This is a genomic window from Microbacterium sp. MMO-35 (assembly GCF_037147555.1).
GTDB lineage: Bacteria > Actinomycetota > Actinomycetes > Actinomycetales > Microbacteriaceae > Microbacterium.
On sequence record NZ_JBBCVH010000007.1, the window covers coordinates 68,033 to 89,244 of the forward strand.

Here is a 21,212-nt window from a genome sequence, read left to right on the forward strand (position 1 = left end):
CCCGGTCCTGCTCCGTGCGGATCCGGACCGTCGCGGCCTGCTCCGGCCGGTCCGGGCCGAAGATGAACTTCTCCCCACGTTTCACCGCGCTCCGCCACGAGCGCCGTCCAGGGGTTAGCCTGGGGACCATGACGGAACTGCGACTGGTCGAACTGTCCGCGGCGACGATCGTCGCGGTCAACAACCTCTCCCTGAAGCCCGGGCAGGAGCAGTACCTCGCGCCGGTCTCCTACGGCATCGCCTCGACCGTCATGAACCCGCAGACCAGCTGGCAGCGGGTCGTGCTGGACGGCGACGAGGTCGTCGGCTTCGTCAGTGCCAACTTCGATCACGACGCCCCCGAGGAGCACTTCCGCTCCGTCCTGTGGCGGATCAACGTCGATGCCGACGACCAGGGCCGCGGCGTCGGCCGGTTCGCCGTCGAGAGCATGATCGCCGAGGCGCGCACGCGCGGCTTCGAGCATCTGAACGTGATCTACGAAGCCGGTGACGGGGGTCCCGAGGCGTTCTTCCAGCGCGTCGGCTTCAGCCCGGTCGGCGAGACCGAGTACGCGGAAGTGATCGCCGAGATCCGTTTCTGATCTTCGGTGCGGCCGAGTTGCACGGTACGGCCGGGTTGCACAGTAATCTGAGACCGGCGGCGGGGCTTCGAATCCCCTCCCCCATCGAAGCCCCGTCGTCCTCCGTCACCTCGAGTCACGTCCCGGATGCCCTGCACATCGGCACCGGAGCCGCCGACCGACGGCCCGCCGGTCCTCCGCCGCCCTCTTCTCAGTCGCGCCCGTCGCGACGCTTCGAGCCCCGGCCGCGGGCGTTCCACGCAGCGACCCAGGAGGCCGCCGCGTCCGTGGCGCGGTCCAGCACGTCCGACGAGAGCGCGAGCACCTGCTGCGCCGCGTCCTGCCATCCGGTCGCGCGCTCCGCACGCTCGCGCTCGCTGAGCGGATCCCGTCCTTCCGCGCGCGCCCGGGCGTCGGCCTCCGCCAGGCCGAAGGTGCGGCGGAGGCGGTCCACGGCGTCGCGATAGGCGCCGAACTCCGCGGGCGTCACCTTGGCGGTCGGCGCGGGTCGCGCATCACGGGCCTCGGCCATCGCCGTCAGGAAGGCGTGCGTCGAGGGATCCCGCGCATCGCCCATCGTCGGGAAGGCGAGGAGCAGGCCGGGATCGGTCTCGTAGGCCATCCAGCGGGTGAGCACCGCGTCGTGCGCCGCGAGGGTGCGCGGAAGCGGACGGCGCTGCGGATCCGCGCCGATCGCCAGCTCCGCGCGGGCCGCGTCGAGCTGGGCGCGCCGCGCGCGCACCGCGGCCGTCGCGGCACGCGAACGCTGCTCGGCGTCGCGGGCGAGGCGACGCGCCTCGGCGACCGTCGCTGCATCCGTCGCCCCCGCGGCGCGGCCCGCGACCAGGCCCGTGAGCTCGGCCCGGGCGACGCGCACGGCGACGCGGGACTCGTTCGCCTCTCGCAGGGCGTTCCGCAGATCGAGCCGGGCGGCGTCGTACCCGAGGCGACGGCCGCCGGAGCGGAGCCGCTGCCGTGCGCCGGCCACGCTCAGCACCGCCCCGCCGGCGAGCACCGGCGCGACCCACCAGAACTCCGCGGCCGCGGCCCAGAACGGATCCACGCCTCGAGCCTACCGATCTCGCCCTCGCCGCCTCGGCCGTCCGTCGTGGTGGGGGCGTCGCCCGCGCGCGCACGGCGCACCACTCCACAGGACGATTGCAGTTCCATAGGAAAGTTCCTCCGGATCCATCCTGCAGAGTTGCCGACGTCCTGCACAACGTGCGGCGGGTGCACGACCGCACGCCGGCGGCGGATCGTCCTCCACATCGGCATGTCGGCACGACCTGTCCCCCTGTTCCGCAGATCGGCTCCCGCTCGCCTCTGCTGCACCGCAGGCTGTCCGCATGGATCTGCTCACCTGGCTCTCTCTTCGCGAAGGCATCGGTCACCGAGACGACGCCGCGGCGGCCGGCTTCTCTCCTGTCCGGGTGCGGGCCGCGATCCGCACGGGCGGGGTTCAGCGCATCCGCGCCAGATGGATCGCGCTCCCGTCCGCTCCGGTCGAGCTGAAACGAGCAGCTGCGGCCGGTGGCGCGCTCACCTGCGTCTCTCTGGCGCGACGGAGGAAGTGGTGGGTGCCGCCCGAGGCGGACGATGCGCTGCATGTCCACCTGCCGGGACACGAGTCGATCCGGGAGGGCGGCCTTCGGGCGCACTGGGCGAAGCCGCTCGGCCCGACTCGGCCGAGATCCCTGGAGGCGTCGGTGGAAGACGCACTCGCCCACGCAGCGGAGTGCTTCGAACTCGACCAGGCGACGGCGATCTGGGAATCGGCGATCCGCACCGAGGCGATCACCCTGGATTCCCTGCAGCAGGTGAAGTGGCGCAGCACGGCTGCGCGTCGCGTCGCCGAGCACACGCGCAACGACACCGGATCCTCGCTGGAGACGATCTTCGACGTGCGGCTGAGCGGCTGGGGCGTGCGCCTGCGCTTCCAGGTGCATCTGGCCGGCCACGACGTGGACTTCGTGATCGGCACGCACCTCATCGTCCAGGTCGACGGCTGGGCCTATCACTCGTCGTCGGCAGACCGCACCCGTGACATCGCGCACGACGCCGAGCTGCGTCTGCGCGGCTACACCGTGTTCCGGTTCTCCTACGCGCAGATCATGTACGACTGGCCGAGCCTCGAGCGGATCCTCTTCGCCGCGATCAGTCGCGGTGCGCATCTCGCCCCGTTCCGCGCATGACGACGAGGCGTGACGCGCAGGACGTTCGCAACTCTGCAGGACGATCCACGCGGATCCATCCTGCAGAGCTGCAAACGTCCTGCAGAATCGCGTCTCCTGGCCGATCAGACCAGGGTCTGCTGCCAGGCGGCGTGCAGCTGCGCGAACTTGCCCGTGCCGGCGATGAGGGCGGCGGGGGCGTCGTCCTCGATGATGCGGCCATGCTCCATGACCAGCACGCGGTCCGCGATCGCCACCGTGGACAGCCGGTGCGCGATGATGATCGCCGTGCGGTCGGCGAGCAGCGTCTGCAGCGCGTCCTGGATCAGCCGCTCCGACGGGATGTCGAGCGAGGCGGTCGCCTCGTCGAGGATCAGCACCGCGGGATCGGCGAGGAAGGCGCGCGCGAACGAGATCAGCTGGCGCTGTCCCGCCGAGACGCGGCCGCCGCGCTTGTTCACGTCGGTGGCATAGCCGTCGGGCAGGGATTCGATGAACGTGTCGGCGCCCACCGCCTTCGCCGCGGCGCGGATCTCCTCCAGCGTCGCGTCGGGCTTGCCCAGCGCGATGTTGTCGGCGACCGTGCCGCTGAACAGGTAGGCCTCCTGCGTGACCATGACGATCGCCCGGCGGAGGTCCTTCGGATGCAGATCACGCAGATCAACGCCGTCCAGCGTCACGGATCCGGCGGTCGGGTCGTAGAAGCGCGACACGAGCTTCGCCAGGGTCGACTTCCCCGCGCCGGTCGTGCCGACCAGGGCGATGGTCTCCCCCGCCGGGATGTCCAGCGAGAAGTCGGGCAGGATCACCCGATCCGCCGCGTAGCCGAACTCGACGCCGTCGAAGCGCACGTGCCCCTTCGACTCCCACAAGTCCTTCGGCTTCGCGGGATCCGGAACCGTCGGCACCTCCTCCAGCACCCCGGACACCTTCTCCAGCGCGGCCGTGGCCGACTGGAAGGAGTTCAGGAACATGGCGATCTCCTGCATGGGCGCGAAGAAGTTGCGCACGTACAGCACCGCCGCGAGCAGGATGCCGACCTGGATCTCGCCCTGCGCCATGCGGATGCCGCCCCACACCACGACCACGCCGAGGGTGAGCGCGGCGACCGCCATGAGCCCGGGCTCGAACGTGCCGAAGAGCAGCATCGAGCGGCGGTTCACGTCGCGGTAGTCTCCGGCGACCTCCTGGAAGGAGACGTCGTTGCGCGGCTCCTTGCGGAACGCCTTCACCGCGCGGATGCCGGTCATGGTCTCCACGAACTGCACGATGACCTTGGCGCTGATCACGCGCGACTCGCGGTACACGAGCTGAGAGCGCTGGTAGAACCACCGCATCAGGTACACGAGAGGGATCCCCGCGAGCACGAGCACCACGCCCGACTCCCAGTCCACCAGCACGAGCGCGATGAACGTGAACACCCCGTAGAGGAGTCCCGAGGTGAGCTCGTTCAGCCCCCCGTCCAGGAGCTCCCGGATCGAGTCCAGGTCGCTGGTCTGGCGCGAGATGATCCGGCCGGACGTGTAGCTCTCGTGGAACTCCAGGCTCAGCCGCTGGGTGTGCAGGAACATACGCTTGCGCAGGTCGAGCAGCACCGCCTGGGTGATCCGGGCGGTGAGCACGGCGTACCAGCCGATGAGGGCGGATCCGAGTCCGCCGATCACGAGGAACGCCGCGCCCACGACGAACGTCGGCATCCAGTCCCCGTGCTTCAGCACGGCGGGAAGAGCCGAGTTCAGCCCGTAGGCGATCAGCGCGGGACCGGCCACCTGTGCGGCGGTCGAGATCACGAGCACGAGCGCCGTGAGCGTGATCTGCACCTTGAGCGGCGCCATCAGCGATCCGAACAGCCGCATGGACCTGTTCCGGATCGCCCGGCTCTCCTCCTTGGTCAGGACGGAGCGGTCCTCGTCCTGCGTTCCGACGACGCTCATGCCTGCACCTCCTCTGCTTCTGTGCGCTCTTCGACGGGCTCGGAGCCCCCTTCGGGAGCCTCGGAGCCGCCTTCGTCGCGTTCGGTCACCGTGATGACGGGGATCGCTCCGGTGCGCACCGCCTCCTCCGCCTCCAGGCTGGAGATCACATGACGGTAGTGCGCATTCGTGCGCAGCAGCTCGGAGTGCGTGCCCACGGCCGTCACCCTCCCGTCCTGCAGCAGCGCGACGCGGTCGGCCAGGGCCACGGTCGACGGGCGGTGCGCGACGATGAGCGCCGTGGTCTCGGCGAGCACGTGGCGCAGCGCCTCCTCGACGAGCGCCTCGGTGTCGACGTCGAGCGCGGACAGCGGGTCGTCCAGCACGAGCACCTTGGGCGACGCGGCCACGGCGCGCGCGAGGGCGAGCCGCTGGCGCTGACCGCCGGACAGGCTCATGCCCTCCTCGCCGATCATCGTCTCGACGCCCTCCGGGAGGGTGTCGACGAACGAGGCCTGGGCGACGTCGAGCGCCTCGCGGAGCACGCGCTCCGCCTCCGGGCTGCGGATGTCCAGATCGGCCCGGCCGAGCAGCACGTTCTCCCGCACGGTCGCCGAGAACAGCGTCGCATCCTCGAACGCCATGGCGATGTGCGTGCGCAGCTCCGCCAGGGTGAGGTCGCGCACGTCCACGCCGTCGAGCGTCACGCGTCCTCCCGTCACGTCGTACAGACGCGTCGGAAGTGTCGTGAGCGTGGTCTTGCCGGATCCGGTGATGCCGACCAGCGCCATCGTCTCCCCCGGCCGCAGCACGAGATCGATGCCGTCGAGCAGGTCGCGCTCGTGCGGCCGGGCGTCCTGATAGCGGAACCGGGCGCCCTCGAACGCGAGCTCGCCGCGCGGCTCGACGATGGTGACCGGGTGCTCCGGGTCGGTGATCGTGTTCTGCTCGTCGTAGATCTCGAACACCCGATCGGTGGCCGTGCGCGCGTCGAGCATGAACGAGAACAGGAAGCCGATCGACTCGATCGGCCAGCGCAGCACGGTCGCCATCGCGAAGTACGCGAAGAGCTCGGGCGCGTTCAGCGCTCCCTGGGCGATCAGCCAGATGCCCGCGACGAGGTTCAGCGCGAACGCGATCTCGGGCATGAGCACGAGCCAGAACCAGATCCAGCCCACCGAGCGCGCCTTGCTCAGCTCGGTCTCGCGGAGGGACTCGGCCTGCCGGGCGAACTTGACCAGGGCGTGCTTGCCGCGTCCGAACGCCTTGAGCACGCGGATGCCGTGCACGCTCTCCTCGACGCTCGTGGCGAGGTCGCCGGCCTGGTCCTGGCTGCGCCGCGTGAGCACGCCGTAGCGCTTCTCGAAGAGGAAGCCCGAGATCCACAGCGGCACGGCCGTGATCAGGAAGATCGTGCCGAGCAGCCAGTGCCAGCGGAACAGCAGGGCGGCGCCGATGACGATCGTGAGCAGGTTGACGACGAGCAGCACGAGGCCGAACGCCAGCCAGCGGCGGATCAGGCCGATGTCCTGCATCATGCGGCTCAGCAGCTGTCCGGACTGCCAGCGGTCGTGGAAGGCGACCGGGAGGCGCTGCAGGTTGGAGTACAGCTGCGTGCGCATGCGGTACTCCACCTGCGTCGCGGGGTTCAGCACGAACTGGCGGCGCAGCCACACCATGAGCGCCTCGCCGAGGGCGAGCACGGTCACGGCCACGGCGCCCCAGACGATGGCGCCGATCTCGCCGGTCGCGATGGGGCCTTCGAGCACGACCTGCAGCAGCAGCGGCACGCACAGCGCGATGACGGCGGCGGCCAGCGCCGAGAGCCCGCCGCCGACCAGGCGCCAGGCGACCGGTTTGACGAAGGGCGCCAGGCGCGCGAGCGCGCGGGGAGTGGACAGGGAGGAGGCGGATGAGGGCGTGATGTGTTCAGACATGATTCTCAGAAGTGACGTATCGCGGCAACGGAGGGAAGGGACGAGAAGGAGCGGATGCGATGCATCCGTGCGATGAGCGGCCGGTGTGGGACGAGGAGGACCGGAGCGGTCAGTCCTCGGCCGGGGTGAGGGGCGAACCGGTGACAGCGCTGATCGACGACGCAGTGGTGATCGTGGGCATGGTGTCCTCCTCGGTTCGACGGCCGCCGGTCGGTTGACGCGACAGCCGTCCAGCCTATGTTCGGGATCCACGGGAGCGCAAGCGTTTTCCCGAAATCGGTCTCACGGTCGCGCGGCACCGGCCGCGGGCGCCGCGCCGGGGCGATTCTCCGGTGCGAGGGGGAACGTCCCGCGGCCCGGATCCCTTCCCTGACGGCCCGATCGTCGGATCGGATCAAACGGGGCAGCGGGTTTCGGTCGAGCGGACAGTCGGGCGGCTCCCGGGCCTCAGCAGGATGGGACCACCCCCATCCGAAGGAGCCGCCATGCCGGAACCCGTCGAGACGATGGTCGCGGAGATCCTGCGCCTCGTCCGCTGCGAGTCGCCGTCGGACGACCTCGCCGCCGTCGCCCGCAGCGCCGACGCCGTGGCCGAACTGGGCACGACCCGCCTCGGCGCGGCGCCGGAGCGGATCGTCATCGACGGACGCACCCATCTGCGCTGGCGCTTCGACGGCGCACCGCGGATCCTCGTGCTCGGCCATCACGACACGGTGTGGCCGGTCGGATCCCTCGACGAGCTCCCCGCCCGAGCCGACGACGAGACCCTCGCCGGCCCCGGTTCCTTCGACATGAAGGCCGGGCTGGTCATCGCCTTCCACGCGCTGAGCCGGCTGACCGACCTGGCCGGGATCACCGTGCTCGTGACCGGCGACGAGGAACCCGGCTCGGCGACCTCGCGGGCGCTCATCGAGGACGAGGCCCGTGCCTCGATCGCCGCCCTCGTGCTCGAGGCCGCGGGTCCGGACGGCGCTCTGAAGATCGCCCGCAAGGGGGTCTCCCGCTACGAGATCGCGGTGCACGGCCGGGCGTCCCACGCCGGGCTCGACCCCGAGCGGGGCGTGAACGCCACCCTGGAGCTCGCGCACCAGGTGCAGGCCGTCGCCCTCCTCGGCGACGCCGCGGCGGGCACCACGGTCACCCCGACGCGCACGAGCTCGGGCACGACGACGAACACCGTCCCGGCGCTGGCCTCGTTCTCGGTCGACGTGCGCGCCCTCTCCGCCGCCGAGCAGGAGCGCGTGCATGCCGGGATGCTCGCGCTCAGCCCCCGGATCGACGGCGCCCGCGTCGTGGTCGACGGCGGTGTCAACCGCTCCCCCCTCGCCGCGGACTCCTCCGCCGAGCTGTTCCGCCGGGCGCAGCGCGTCGCGGATCGGCTCGCGCTGCCCCCGCTCACCGGGATCAGTGTCGGCGGAGCCTCGGACGGCAACTTCACCGCCGGCGTCGGCACGCCCACGCTCGACGGCCTCGGCGCCGTCGGCGGCGGCGCCCACGCCGCGCACGAACACGTGCTGATCGCCGAGCTCGAGCCGCGGGTGCGGCTGCTCGCCGGTCTCATCGACGATCTCCGCGCCGCGCCGCCCGCCCCGCCCGCTCCGGCTGCGTCCTCGACGCCGGCCCCCATCTCGAGCACGGCCCGATGAACGGCGTCACCGCCCTCGCCCCGGGCGCACGGAGCGCCCTGGCCGCCGGCGCCGACCGCGCGGCCGCGGACGCGGAGGCCGCGTCCGGCGTGGTGATCCGCCTGCTCGACGACGTGCGCGACCTGGCGGCCGTGCGTGCGCTGTACGAGGGCATCTGGCGCACGGGAGCGACGAATCCCCCGGTCACCGCCGATCTGCTGCGCGCGCTCGTGCAGGCGGGCAACTACGTCGCCGGCGCCTTCGACGACCGCGGCGGCGACCCGGAGCTCGTCGGCGCCTGCTTCGGCTTCTTCGGCCCGCCCGCCGCGCGCACCCTGCACAGCCACATCGCCGGCACGGTGCCGCGGGCACGCGGACGGCACCTCGGCTTCGCCCTGAAGCTGCACCAGCGCGCCTGGGCGCTGCACCGCGGGATCGACACGGTCACCTGGACCTACGATCCGCTCATCCGCCGCAACGCGCACTTCAACCTCGGCAAGCTCGCCGCATCGGTCGGCGCCTATCTGCCCCGCCTCTACGGCGCGCTCGACGACCGCATCAACGGCGGCGACGAGACCGACCGGATCCTGGTGCGGTGGGAGCTGGCCTCGTCGCCGGTCCTCGCCGCGGCCGCGCACCGGCCGCTCGTGGTCGACGCCGACCGGGCGCGCGCCGAGGGCGCCGCCGTCGCGCTGCGGCCGGACGATGCCGACGCCCCGCTCGTCGCGGCGTTCGACGCCGACACAGTGCTGATCGGGGTGCCCGCCGATATCGAGGGCATGCGCGAGACGGATCCGCGGCGAGCCGCCGACTGGCGGCTCGCCCTGCGCGACGTGCTCGGGGCGCTCCTCGCCGAGGGCGCGACCGTGCGCGGCTTCGACCGCGCGGGCTGGTACATCATCGACAGACGGGAGAGGTCATGAAGCTCGAGGGCGTGGAGATCCGGACGATCCGGATGCCGCTGGTGAGCCCGTTCCGCACCTCGTTCGGCACCGAGACCGTGCGCGAGGCGGTGCTCGTGCGAGCGGTGGGCGCGGGCGGCGAGGGCTGGGGCGAGTGCGGAGCGAGCGCGCTGCCGCTGTACAGCTCGGAGTACACCCCGGCGGCGTCGGCGGTGCTGGCGGACGTGCTCGTGCCCGCGCTCGCCGGCCAGGGGGACCTGGATCCGCACCGCGTCGCCGCGGTGCTGTCGCCGTTCAAGGGGCACCGCCAGGCCAAGGCCGCGCTGGAGACCGCGATCCTGGACGCCGACCTCCGCGCCCGGGACGTGCCGCTCTCGTACCACCTCGGCGCCGTGAAGGACCGGGTCGCCTGCGGGGTCTCGGTGGGCATCACCCCGACGATCCCCGCACTCCTGGACGCCGTCGAGGGCTACCTCGCCGACGGCTACGTGCGGATCAAGCTGAAGATCGAGCACGGCTGGGATCTGGAGCCCGTCCGCGCCGTGCGCGAGCGCTTCGGCGACATCCTGCTGCAGGTGGACGCGAACGCCGCCTACGGACGAGCCGACATCGAGCACCTCGCGAAGCTGGACGCGTTCGACCTCTCGCTTCTGGAGCAGCCCCTGGCCGCCGACGACCTTGTGGGCCATGCGGCGCTCGCACGACGGATCGGCACGCCGATCTGCCTGGACGAGTCGATCCTCTCCGCCGAGCATGCGGCCCAGGCGATCGAGCTCGGCGCGTGCCGCATCGTCAACATCAAACCGGGACGCGTGGGCGGCTACCTCGAGTCCCGCCGGATCCACGACCTCTGCCGGGCGCACGGGGTCCCGGTCTGGTGCGGAGGGATGCTGGAGACCGGCATCGGCCGCGCGGCCAACCTCGCCCTCGCCGCCCTCCCCGGCTTCGCGCTGCCGGGCGACACCTCGGCGTCGGAGCGCTATTACGCCACCGATCTGACCCCGCCGTTCCGGCTCGAGGACGGGCACATGACGGTGCCGACGGGCCCGGGCATCGGCGTGGCCCCGGATCCGGACCTGCTGGAGGCGGTCACGGAATCGCGCGCCTGGATCCCGCTCGCGTCATGAGCGGCGCGGCGCCCGTCGAGACGCGTCCCGGCCCCGCCCAGGGCGGCGACGAACGCCCGGGAGCGCCCGCGCCCGCCGTGCTAGCGTCGCGAAGGTGCCCCCGATGAACCACCGTCCGCAGGTGACCCTGGTGCGGGTGCTCGAGGCGCTCGACACCACGCTGCTCACGGTCGTATGCGGGACGGTCCGGCCCGATCGCACGGTCGAGGCGATCGTCATCCACGACCCGCGCGACGTGCCGGACGCCCCGCGCAACTCGCTCGTCATGGGCGTCGGCGTCGAGGATCCCGACCTCGTCCTGGGCCTGCTCCCCCTGCTCGCGCAGGCCGGGGTCACGGCGCTCGTGGTGCGGGCGCCGTTCGCCGCGGGAGAGGCCCTGCGTGCCGAGGCCGAGGCGACCGGGGTCGTCGTGCTCGCCCTCAACCCCGGCACCACCTGGGCGCACCTGGCCGGCATGCTGCGCTCGCTGATGACGCCGGGGGATCCGGACGACGCGCGTCCGGTCACCTTCGGCGGAATACTCGCGGGAGACCTGTTCGCGGTGGCGGACGCGATCGCCGCCCTGCTGGAGTCCCCCGTCACGATCGAGGACCGCAACGCGCAGCTGCTCGCCTTCTCCAACGGCCCGGAGTCGCAGCGGGTCCCCGGGATCCGTGCCAGGCCGCTGCCGCCGCAGGACATGCGCACGCTGGAGGAGAGCGGGACGCTCGCGCGGATCGCCCGCAGCGAATGGCCGGTCGAGGTGACCGCCGGATCCGCCGGCGACGAGGTGCGCACCGCGATCGCGGTGCGCGCGGGCGACGAGGTGCTCGGCACGATCTGGGTCGCCGGCTCCCTCACCCCCGAGCGCGGCGCGTCACTGCGCGAGGGCGCCAAGCTCGTCGCCATGCACCTGGTGTGGCAGCGCACCGACGCCGACGTCGAGCGCCGGCTGCGGGCCGAGCTGCTGCGCACCGCCCTCGCCGGCGGTCCCTCCGCCGGTGAGGCCGTGCACCGGCTCGGCCTGCGCGAGGAGCCCTGCGTCGTGCTCGCGCTGACCCTGCACGGCCCTGCGGCCGAGCAGCTCCCGCACGCGCACCTCGCCGCGGAGCGCAAACGCGTCGCCGATGCGCTCGCGGTGCACCTCTCGTTCGCGCACCCGCGCTCGGTGTCGGGGCTCGTCGGCGACGTCGCCTACGGGGTGCTCCCCCTCGCCGCGGACGCGGACGACGAGGGCGACAGCGCGGCACGGGTCGCCACGGAGTTCCTCGCCCGGATGCGCTCGGCGCTGCGTCCCCTGATCGGCGTCGGGGTCGCGGTCGCGGAGACGTCGCTGCTGCCCCGCTCGCGGACCAGCGCCGACCGCGCGCTGCGCGTGCTCCGCGCCGGGATCGTCGACCGGCAGGTCGTCCGTCTCGACGAGGTGCACGCGGAGGCGCTGCTGCTCGAGGTCGCCGGGGCCGCGCGGGACATCCCGTCAGGACCCCTGGCGCGGCTGATCGCCTATGACGAGACCCACGGATCCAGCCTCACCGAGACCCTCGAGGCCTGGCTGGACGCGTTCGGCGACGTGACCGTCGCCTCGGCCGCGAAGTTCGTGCATCCGAACACCTTCCGGTACCGCCTGCGCCGGGTGGCCGAGGTCGGCCGGATCGACCTCGACGACCCGAACGCGCGCTTCGGCGCGATGATGCAGCTGCGGCTGCGCGCGATCAACGCGGAACGCTGACCGGATCCGGATCCGGGAGCCCGAGCGCGCCCAGCAGGCAGGCCAGCCAGGCCGCGTCCTGCGCGACGATCACGTCGTGGCCCGTGCCGGATCCGTGTCCGGCGTTCTCGTACACGTGCAGCAGGATCGGCGCCGGCCCGCGCTGCGCGGCCTGCAGACGCGCGACGAACTTGCGCGCCTGCCAGGGAGGGCAGCGCGGATCGTTGGCCCCGGCCTCCACGTACAGCAGCGGATACTCGGCCGGACGCACCCGCTCGTAGGGCGACAGCGCGATCATCCGCGCCACGTCGACGGGGTCGGCGGGGTCGCCCCAGGCCTTGCGGATCACGAAGTCCAGGTACGGGTTGCGGAACCCGCCGACGAGGTCGAGCAGAGGGGCGCGGGGCAGCACGGCGCGCCACAGCTCCGGGCAGGCCGTGATCGCGTTGCCGCACATCAGCCCGCCGTCGGAGCCTCCGGTGAGCGCCAGCCGCCCCGGCGCGGCCACTCCCTCGGCGAGCAGGTGCTCCGCGACCGCGAGCAGGTCCTCGTCGCGGACGCCGCGGCGCTCGCGGTCGGCGGCGCGGAACCAGGCGCTGCCGAACTCTCCCCCGCCGCGCAGATAGGCCTGCACGAGGGTGCCCCCGGCGGCGACGAAGGCCGCGAGGTCGGGCTGGTACTGGGGCAGCGTGGGGATCCCGGCCGCACCATATGCCGAGATGAGCACGGGACCGGGCCCGGACGCGCCGCGCGGGCGCACCACGTGGTACGGGATCGGGGTGCCGTCGGGGGCGGTCGCCGCGCGCAGCTCCGCGTGCGCGTCGATCGTCACCGCCGGCTCCCGCAGCATCTCGAGCGCGCCGCCGGGACGGTGCCGGTAGACGCCCCAGGACGACGTGAGCGTCGAGAACGCGAAGACGAAGGATCCGTCGCTCGTGGCCGCGAGCCCGGTGAGCGGGAAGAACGGGGCGGCGAGCGCCCCCTCCCCGGGCAGCGGCAGCACGCCCTGCTCGGTGCCGTCGCCGCGCAGGATCCGCACCCGCGCCGCCGTGCGGTGGAACTCGCTCAGGTAGAGCGCGTCGCCGACGGGGAGGACCGACCGCAGCACTGCGTCGCTCTCCGGTACCAGCTCCGCCCAGCAGGCCGGGTCGTCGGGATCGGCGGCGTCCAGCGGGATCGCCACGAGCCGCCGGCGCGGCGCGCCCCGGTCGGTGACGGCGACGTAGCGGTCTCCGACGACGTGCCCGGCCACCGTCTCCGGCCCCGGGGCGAGGAAGGGCCGCCAGCCGCCGGAGGGATCGTGCAGGTCGCGCACCGCGACGGGGAACGGCGTGCCGACCCGATGGCTGGCGACCGCCCAGCGACCGTCCGGCGAGAACTGGATCCGGGTGTACTCACGGGAGCCCTCCGGCAGGGGCACGTGCTCGAGCTCGGAGGGGCCGCGGACGCCCAGGTCCCGGCGGTACACGACCTGGTGGAAGTCGTGCGCCGGGCCGCTGAGCCCGAGGAACGAGAACCCGCCGCTGTCCGGACGCCACGAGATCCCGCCGCCCCAGGCGCTGTGCAGCAGCTCCGGCGGGGCGTCGTCGCGCCGCGTGGCCGAGCGCACGTCGACCAGCTCGACACGGTTGTGCTCGCTGCCGTCGGTGCAGACCCCGACCGCGAGCACCGTGCCGTCCGGGGACGGGGCGAACCAGCTGAGCACCGCCGTGCGCCCGGGTCCGTCGAACTCCGCCAGGTCGACGAGCGCGCGCCCGGGACCGTACGGCTCGTCCGCGACGACGATGCGGCGTCCCTCGGCGCGGAACCACCGGCCGCCGGCGCCGACGGGCAGCTCCGGGCGGGCGCCGGCGTGGCTGCGCTCGATGAGGGCGCGCACGGCGTCGCGGTCCCGGCCCGCCCAGATCGTCTCCTCGGCGTAGGCGGCTTGCGCGCGCTGCCAGGCGCCGACCTCGGGGTCGGCCGCGGCGTCCCCCTCCAGCCAGCGGTACGGATCCGCGACGGCGATCCCGGCGACGGTCTCGACCGTCGCTCCGGTGCGCGCCAGCGGCGGCGCACCGGCCGCTGCCGGGGCGCCGAACTCGGCGCGCAGCCTCTCCAGGCGGCCCTCCACGAGCGACGCGCGCCGGAGGTGGGCGATCGCGTCGAAGGCGGTGGCGGCGTCGGCGAGCGGGTCGAGCCCGGTGCCGGCGAGCGTGCCCACGACCCCCGCGAGGAGCGCGGCCGGCGCCCTGCGCAGGTCGACGACCGCGTCGCCGAGCGGGTCGAGGGCGTGCTCCAGGGAACCGGGCACGGGCTCCCGCTCGGCGAGCGTCGCCTCCCAGTCGAAGGGCCGCGGCGAGCGCTCGGCGAAGGAGACGACCGGGCCGCGGCCGGAGGTCATGCCGATCACACGCAGGTCGGATCCCCAGCGCTCCTGCAGCAGGGAGCCCAGGCTGGGCCGGCCGTGCAGCGGCTCCCGGCGGACGTGCGCGTTGTGCGCGAGCACGAGGATCCGCTCCTCGCGCTCGGCGATCCAGTTCACGGTGCCGGCCATGAGCGACTCGCGCGGATAGGGTCCCTCGCCGCCCGACCACGACAGCTCGGCGAGGAAGGCGCGCAGGGTCTCGGCCGAGCGGCGCGCGAGGTCGTCGCCGTGACGCTCGACGCGGTCCAGGAGCCCCCTGATGCCCGCCCGGATCTGCTCGCGGGCCGCCTCGTCCCTGGTCTCCCAGGCGATCGCCGCCTCGGTGCGCCCTCCGAGGTCGGTGATCCGGCGCAGCTCGTCGTCGCCCGCCTCCGCGGGGATCCGGGCCAGGCACAGCCGCACGGCGGAGCCCGGGGACGTGGCGGAGCCGGGCAGGTCCATGCCCCAGAAGCGCAGCGGCGACCGCCCACGGGCGTTCTCCGCGCGCATCCACGTCAGCTGGCGCCGCACCGCCTCGGACTCGCCGAAGCCGTAGGTGAGCCCGGCGCGGGCGATGTCGCCGACCTCCCCGGGACCGCCCTGGATCCAGTCGTCCACCTCGATGCCCTCGGCGAAGCCCGACTCCCTCACGAACGCCGTGAAGCCGAGATCGCTCGCGAGCGTGCGGAAGAGCCCGTCGGCGAGCCGGGCGAAGTCGTCGACGCCGTGCGCGCCCTCGCCGAGCAGCACGATGCGCGCATCGCCGACCAGCTCCCTGACGAGCGCGGGATCCCAGGGCTCGCCGGGTGCCGCCAGGGGCAGGACGTGCGTCCGGTCGGTCTCATGCATCGGGGTCGATCCTCTCACCGTGCCGGGGCCGGCCTTGCTCGGCCGGCCCCGGATCCGGATCCGCTACTTCTGCTTCTCGGTGAAGTACCACTGCTCCGGGGAGTAGATGAACTTCAGCAGGCCCTCGAACGTCTCGGGCGGTCCGGAGAGCGTGCTCTTCCAGACGATGAGGTTGTCGGGGGTCGGCAGGAACAGCACCGGCAGATCCTTCGAGATCAGGGTGGTCTCCGCGCTCAGCGCCTTCGGATCCGAGCCGAACACGCTCGCCTCGATCGCCTTGTCGGCCTCGGGGTTGCTGTAGCTGCCCAGGTTGAAGCTGCCGTCGGTGTTGAACGCGCCGTTCGCCGTCGGGTACGACGTCATCACGAGGGGACCGGTGTCCTGCATCCCCCACTCGTCCGCGTTCGCCGGAGCGCCCGGGTTCGTGTAGTTCTCGTACATGTAGTTCAGCGACTTCGTGACGACCTTCACGTCGATGCCGAGCTTCTTCGCCTCCGAGGAGAACGCCAGATCGCGGGCGCCGACGTAGCTCGGCGAGCTCGCCGAGGCGAGCGTGAAGGAGATCTTCTGCCCCTTCTCGATGCCCTCGCCGCACTGACCGGATCCCGCTCCCGGCTTCTCGCAGACGGTCCCGGCCTTGTCGACCTTCCAGCCGTGCTCGGTCAGCAGCTTCTCCGCGGCCTTCGGGTCGAACGGGTAGGGGGCCTTGTCCCCGAACGCGGGCGGGAAGGCGGAGCCGAGTCCCACGGTCGCGTAGTTCTCGCTGGCCGCGCCGTTGTAGACCCCGCGGCTCTTGATGTAGCCCGGCTGGTCGACGAGGTGCTGCAGCGCCTGGCGCACGTACGGCTGCGCGATGATCCTGTCGAAGCCGCCGGTCGTGTTGGCGAAGTTGATCACCAGCGGATCCGATCGCGCCGGCGCCGGAGCCGCGTAGACGTCGTAGCCCTTCTTGCGCAGGTCCTCGATCTTCGACGAGTAGCTGGAGTCGAGGCGCCCGACGGTCACCGTTCCCGCCTGATACTGGTTGTAGACAGCGGCCGCCGACGTGAACGCCTTGAAGTCGACCTGCGCGAGCTTGTGCTCGCCCGGACCCGTGTACGCGGGGTTCGGCGTGAGCGAGAAGGAGCCGGTGGTGGGCTCGAAGCTCTTCAGCGCGTAGGGGCCGCTGACGACCTGCCAGAGCGGGTTCGTCGCGAACGACGACTGGTCGGCGGACTGGCCGGTGAGGAACGTGTAGATCGCGGCCGCGTTGGCCGGATCGGTGTAGTCCAGGACGGGCCCTCCCGCCGTCGCGATGCTCCAGTCCGCCGAGGGGAGCACGACGAGCTGCTGCAGGAGCGACTCGAGGTAGGCGGGGTTGTACGCCTTCTCGAGCGTCAGCACGACGGTGTCGGCGCCGCTCGCGGTCGCGGTCACGCCGTCGGGGAACTGGCCCGGGGTGTAGAACGCCCAGTTGGCCGCGCTCGCGGCGACGGCCGCCTTGAGGATGTCGAGGGAGAAGACCACGTCGCCCGCGGTGAGGGGCTTGCCGTTGGACCAGTCGTTCTTCTTGAGGGTGATCGTGACGGTGCGCCCGTCGTCGCCGTACACGGGGGCCTCGGCGAGGCTCGTGTCCGCGTTGCTCTTGCCGTCGACGTCGGCCCGGTACAGGGTGCGCCACATCAGGTCGTAGCCGATGACGGCGCCGTTCGCCTCGGCGGGCGGGTACGGGAAGATGTAGTTCGGCGCGAGGCCCGGCGTCATGGCGACCGTGATGACGCCTCCGTCGACGGCCTTGCCGCTCGAGGCGGGGATGGTGCGGTACTGGGAGGGGTCGACCTTGGCGGTGCCGGCGCTGCAGCCCGTGGTGATCAGTGCGGCGGCGACCGTGAGGGCGATCAGGAGGCGCCGTCGCCTCCGGGGAACCTGCGGGTTCATGCTGTGCTCCTTGTTCGGGTGGGTCGGGTCGGGCGGACGCTATCGGCGGTGCGGCCGCCGGCGTCGTATTCCGGTGATTCGAGGGTGCAGGACGGGCGCGGCCGCCCGTTCAGCGATCCGGACAGTTTCGATGCGGTGCGCCTGTGTGCGCGGACACACCCCGGCGGCCGCTCATCTGCGCCGGTCCAGGACGTCGCGCAGGGCGTCTCCGAGCAGGTTCAGCCCGAGCACCACGAGCACGATGCAGAGCCCTGCGGGGTAGATGAGCCACCAGTTGCCGGCGGTGATGTAGGCGACGCCGCTGGAGAGCTGGCTGCCCCAGTCCGTGACGGGATAGCTCAGCCCGAAGCCGAGGAATCCGAGGGCGGCGATCACCAGGATGGCGTCGGCGACCTGGAACGTGAGGTTCACGATGATCACGCCCATGGTGTTCGGGATCAGGTGGGTGAAGATCAGCCGGCGATCGCTGGCGCCCATGAGACGCGCCGCCTGCACGAACTCGCGGACCCGCAGGGACAGCACCTCGCCGCGGATCAGCCGGGCCGAGACGAGCCAGGAGAACCCTCCGATCACGAGGCTCAGGGTGAGCGGCGTCGCGGTGAAGCGCGCCGCGATGATGAGCACGAAGAACAGGAACGGGATCGCCAGCAGCACGTCGACGAAGCGCATCATGATCCCGTCCACCACACCGCCCACGAGTCCCGCGACGGCGCCGTAGACGGTGCCCAGGGTGGTCGCGAAGACCGCGGCGAGCAGACCGATCTCGAGCGACACCTGACCGCCGAGCATGAGCCGGCCGAGCACGTCGAAGCCGTTCGGATCCGTGCCGAGCGGGTAGCCCTCGCCGGGGGGCAGCAGCGCGTCGAGGAGGTTCACGTCGGTCTGGTTCGTCGGGTACAGCAGCGGTCCGACGAAGCTGAACAGCACGAGCAGCACGAGCAGCGACGCGCCCGCCACCGCCATCGGACTGCGTCGCAGCGCGCGCAGCACGGCGGCGGCCGCGAGAGGTCGCGCCGCCGTGGCGGTGGCCACGATGACGTCGGTCTTCTCGGACATCTCGGGGTGTGCGGTGGTCATCTGCTCAGCTCGATCCGTCGGTCCGCGCGTGCGACCACGAGGTCGGCGAGGAGGTTGCCCAGCACGGTGAGCGCGCCACCGATGAGGGTGTAGGCCAGCAGCACCGGGTAGTCCTCCCGATGCAGGCTGTTGAGGAACAGGAGGCCGAGGCCGGGGTAGTTGAACACCGACTCGACGATGAGGTTTCCGGCCAGCAGCGTCGGGATCATGACTCCGACGAGCGTGATGAGCGGGATGCAGGCGTTGCGCAGCAGGTGGCGCAGCAGCACGATCCGCTCCGGGGCGCCCTTGGCCCGGGCGACCTTGATGTAGTCCATGCCGAGCTGTTCGAGCGCCGCCGAGCGCTGGTACTGGGAGAACACCACGACGTTCGTGAGCGCGAGCGTGATCAGCGGCAGCGCCATGGCCCGCGGATCCGTGAACACGACCCAGGGCGAGGTCGACTGCGAGGCCTCCGCGGGGAAGAGCGGCACGAGCTGGCTGAGCAGCGCGATCAGCAGCAGCGCGACGAGGAACGAGGGGGTCGCGTAGAGGAGGTAGGCGACGCCGGTGGCGGCCCGGTCGACGACGCTGTTGCGGCGCACCGCCTGGAGGATCCCGAGCGGGATCGCGATGAGCAGCGCGAGCACGAGCCCGGAGAGCGACAGCACGGCGCTGCGTCCCGCGTTCTGCGCGAACAGCACCGTGACCTCCTCGTTCAGCTTGTAGGAGCGGCCGAGGTCGCCGTGCAGGAGCTGCACCACGTAGTCCGCGTACTGCACGAACAGCGGCCGGTCGTAGCCGTTCTCCCGGTTGAAGGCCTCGACCGCCGCGGCGGAGGCCTGGGGCCCGAGCACCACGCGGCCCGGGCTGTCGGAGATGAGGTGCAGCATCACGAAGATCACGATCGAGATGCCGATGAGCACGAGCAGCGAGACGAGGATCCGCCGCAGCAGGTAGGAGATCACGCCGCCGCCTCCGTCTCGCCCGGCCGCGCGCCCGGGGCGCTCGCGTCCGCCGGCGCCTGTGCCTTGGGCTGCAGCGGGAAGTGGCACGCCACGTCGTGCGCGTCCCCGACCGCCTCCAGCATCGGCTCGACCGTCGCGCACAGCTCGGTCGCGAGCGGGCACCGGGTGCGGAACCGGCAGCCGCTGGGCGGATCCAGGGGGCTGGGCAGCTCGCCCCGGACGCGCTCTGCGGCGTCCGGCGGCGGCGCATCCGGATCCGCGATCGGCACCGCGGCGAGCAGGCCGGCGGTGTACGGGTGCGCCGGGCGCTCGTACACCTCGTCGGTGGCGCCGACCTCGACGATCTTGCCGAGGTACATCACGCCGACCCGGTCGGAGAGGTAGCGGATGACCGACAGGTCGTGCGAGATCACGACGCTGCTGAGCCCGCGCTCGCGCTGCTGGGTGCGCATGAGGTTGAGCACCTGGGAGCGGATCGAGACGTCGAGCGCGCTCACCGGCTCGTCCGCGACGAGGACGTCGGGATCCAGTGCGAGAGCGCGGGCGAGCCCGATGCGCTGCCGCTGCCCGCCGGAGAGCTCATGCGGATACCGTTCCAGGATCGACGGGCCGAGGCCGACGCCGTCCAGCAGCGCGATCGCCCGCTCGGTCCGCTCGGCGGTCGTGCCGATCCCCTGGATCGCGAGGGGCTCCCGCAGGATCGTGCCGATCGTCATCTTCGGATCCAGCGCGGCGCCGGAGTCCTGGAACATCATCTGCAGCCGCGCCCGGCGAGCGCCGAGCCCGCGCCGGCCGACGCCGGAGACCTTCGTGCCCTCGAGGCGCACCTCCCCCGCCGTGGGCCGGTCCATCGCGACGAGCATGCGCCCGAGCGACGACTTGCCGCATCCGGACTCTCCGACCAGCCCCAGGGTCTCCCCTGCCTGCACCGTGAAGCTCACCCCGGAGACCGCCTTCACCGTGCGCCGGCGCCCCTTCGGAGCCCAGCCGGAGACGGGGTGCTCCTGCACGAGGTCGACGACCTCGAGCCGCGGCTCCGTCGACGTCTCGACCACGGGGGCAGCCGGGAGCGCGCGGCCCGGGAGCACGGGCGGCGCGTCGGCGACCGGGTTCCAGCAGGCGAAGACGTGCCCGCCCTCGCCCTCGAGCGGCGGGCGCTCGGCCCGGCAGCGATCCGTGGCGGCGGCGCAGCGCGGCGCGAACCGGCATCCGGGAACCGTCTCGGCGGGATCCGGCGGGGATCCGGGGATCGAGAACAGCTCGACGCCGCGGTCCTGCTCGAGCGAGGGGATCGAATCGAGCAGCGCGCGCGTGTAGCGGTGCCGGGTGCGCCGGAACAGCGCGCGCGTCGGACCGGTCTCCACGAGCCGTCCGGCGTACATGACGCCCACCCGGTCGGCGTGCCGCGCCACCACGCCCATGTCGTGCGTGACGAGGATCATGGCCATGCCGAGCTGGTCCTTGAGCCTTCCCAGCAGCTCCAGGATCTCCGCCTGGATCGTCACGTCGAGGGCGGTCGTCGGCTCGTCGGCGATGAGCAGATCGGGCTCGGCGATGAGCGCCATGGCGATCATCACGCGCTGCCGCATGCCGCCGGAGAGCTGGTGCGGATAGTCGCGCATGCGCTCGGACGGGCGCGGGATGCCGACCAGCGCCAGCATCTCCTCGGCCCGGCGCAGCGCCTCCGCCCGGTGCGCGAGACCGTGCAGCAGCAGCGGCTCCGCGACCTGGTCGCCGATGCGCCGGGTCGGGTTCAGGGCGGTCAGCGAGTCCTGGAACACCATGGAGATCCGGCGTCCGCGCAGCGACCGGTACGCCCGGGGGTCGCGGCCGACGAGCTCCTCGCCGTCGAAGCGGATGGATCCGTTCGTGATCTCGGATCCGGCCGGCAGCATCCCCATGATGGCGAGACCGGTCATCGACTTGCCCGAGCCGGTCTCGCCCACGATCCCGAGCGTCTCGCCGCGGGCGAGGTCGAGGTCCACTCCGCTGATCGGACGCACGATCCGGTCGCCGGTGCGGATCTGGACCGAGAGGTCTCGAATCGTCAGCATTGCGCGCTCCCTTGCGCCCGCCGCGCGTGTTCGGCGCCGCCGGGCTTGGCTTCTCTCATG

14 protein-coding genes are annotated in these 21,212 nt (G+C 72.4%); 6 read left to right on the forward strand and 8 right to left on the reverse strand.

Going from position 1 to position 21,212, the window contains the following annotated elements:
• The first annotated feature begins 128 nt into the window (after positions 1 to 128).
• Positions 129 to 581, forward strand: coding sequence for a GNAT family N-acetyltransferase (locus tag WFJ01_RS14605; RefSeq protein WP_251438653.1), 453 nt, complete (start codon positions 129 to 131; stop codon positions 579 to 581).
• Positions 582 to 771: 190 nt separating this feature from the next.
• Here WFJ01_RS14605 and WFJ01_RS14610 read toward each other — a convergent pair whose 3' ends face one another.
• Positions 772 to 1,623 carry a hypothetical protein gene (locus WFJ01_RS14610; RefSeq protein ID WP_292884940.1) on the reverse strand — a complete coding sequence of 284 codons (852 nt, stop codon included), beginning with the start codon at positions 1,621 to 1,623 and terminating at the stop codon, positions 772 to 774.
• A gap of 283 nt (positions 1,624 to 1,906) precedes the next feature.
• On the opposite strand from WFJ01_RS14610, the gene WFJ01_RS14615 reads away from it, so the two are divergent.
• The gene (locus tag WFJ01_RS14615) at positions 1,907 to 2,752 is read left to right on the forward strand and encodes an endonuclease domain-containing protein (protein ID WP_336629463.1); all 846 of its coding nucleotides are present in this window, start codon (positions 1,907 to 1,909) and stop codon (positions 2,750 to 2,752) included.
• A gap of 104 nt (positions 2,753 to 2,856) precedes the next feature.
• On the opposite strand, the gene WFJ01_RS14620 is transcribed toward WFJ01_RS14615, so the two are convergent.
• Together WFJ01_RS14620 and WFJ01_RS14625 are read right to left on the reverse strand one after the other, a co-directional pair.
• Complete coding sequence (locus WFJ01_RS14620; protein WP_336629464.1) at positions 2,857 to 4,665, reverse strand: ABC transporter ATP-binding protein; 1,809 nt, start codon at positions 4,663 to 4,665, stop codon at positions 2,857 to 2,859.
• Positions 4,662 to 6,581: an ABC transporter ATP-binding protein gene (locus tag WFJ01_RS14625; RefSeq protein WP_336629465.1), complete on the reverse strand. Its 1,920-nt coding sequence runs from the start codon at positions 6,579 to 6,581 to the stop codon at positions 4,662 to 4,664. The genes WFJ01_RS14620 and WFJ01_RS14625 overlap by 4 nt, the downstream gene beginning before the upstream one ends.
• Positions 6,582 to 7,066: 485 nt before the next feature.
• Between WFJ01_RS14625 and WFJ01_RS14630 the strand changes: the two genes are divergently transcribed.
• The 4 genes from WFJ01_RS14630 (at position 7,067) to WFJ01_RS14645 (ending at position 11,943) form a co-directional block, all read left to right on the forward strand.
• Complete coding sequence (locus WFJ01_RS14630) at positions 7,067 to 8,227, forward strand: M20/M25/M40 family metallo-hydrolase (protein WP_295034625.1); 1,161 nt, start codon at positions 7,067 to 7,069, stop codon at positions 8,225 to 8,227.
• Positions 8,224 to 9,129 carry a GNAT family N-acetyltransferase gene (locus WFJ01_RS14635; protein WP_336629466.1) on the forward strand — a complete coding sequence of 302 codons (906 nt, stop codon included), beginning with the start codon at positions 8,224 to 8,226 and terminating at the stop codon, positions 9,127 to 9,129. Before WFJ01_RS14630 ends, WFJ01_RS14635 begins: the two co-directional genes overlap by 4 nt.
• Entirely contained in the window at positions 9,126 to 10,235 is a 1,110-nt protein-coding gene (gene menC / locus WFJ01_RS14640) for an o-succinylbenzoate synthase (RefSeq protein WP_336629467.1), read from the forward strand. The genes WFJ01_RS14635 and menC overlap by 4 nt, the downstream gene beginning before the upstream one ends.
• A gap of 103 nt (positions 10,236 to 10,338) precedes the next feature.
• Positions 10,339 to 11,943 carry a PucR family transcriptional regulator gene (locus WFJ01_RS14645; protein ID WP_336629468.1) on the forward strand — a complete coding sequence of 535 codons (1,605 nt, stop codon included), beginning with the start codon at positions 10,339 to 10,341 and terminating at the stop codon, positions 11,941 to 11,943.
• Here WFJ01_RS14645 and WFJ01_RS14650 read toward each other — a convergent pair.
• From WFJ01_RS14650 to WFJ01_RS14670, 5 genes are all read right to left on the reverse strand, one after another.
• Positions 11,927 to 15,157 (reverse strand): erythromycin esterase family protein, encoded by a 3,231-nt coding sequence (locus WFJ01_RS14650; RefSeq protein WP_336629469.1) that lies wholly within the window; start codon positions 15,155 to 15,157, stop codon positions 11,927 to 11,929. The genes WFJ01_RS14645 and WFJ01_RS14650 overlap by 17 nt on opposite strands.
• A gap of 63 nt (positions 15,158 to 15,220) precedes the next feature.
• Positions 15,221 to 17,074, reverse strand: coding sequence for an ABC transporter substrate-binding protein (locus WFJ01_RS14655; RefSeq protein WP_251438664.1), 1,854 nt, complete (start codon positions 17,072 to 17,074; stop codon positions 15,221 to 15,223).
• A 171-nt stretch (positions 17,075 to 17,245) separates the two neighbouring features.
• Positions 17,246 to 18,151, reverse strand: a complete 906-nt coding sequence (locus WFJ01_RS14660) for an ABC transporter permease (protein ID WP_251438665.1) — start codon at positions 18,149 to 18,151, stop codon at positions 17,246 to 17,248.
• Positions 18,148 to 19,098, reverse strand: a complete 951-nt coding sequence (locus tag WFJ01_RS14665; RefSeq protein WP_251438666.1) for an ABC transporter permease — start codon at positions 19,096 to 19,098, stop codon at positions 18,148 to 18,150. The genes WFJ01_RS14660 and WFJ01_RS14665 overlap by 4 nt, the downstream gene beginning before the upstream one ends.
• Positions 19,095 to 21,152, reverse strand: coding sequence for an ABC transporter ATP-binding protein (locus tag WFJ01_RS14670; RefSeq protein ID WP_336629470.1), 2,058 nt, complete (start codon positions 21,150 to 21,152; stop codon positions 19,095 to 19,097). Before WFJ01_RS14670 ends, WFJ01_RS14665 begins: the two co-directional genes overlap by 4 nt.
• Positions 21,153 to 21,212: the final 60 nt, after the last annotated feature.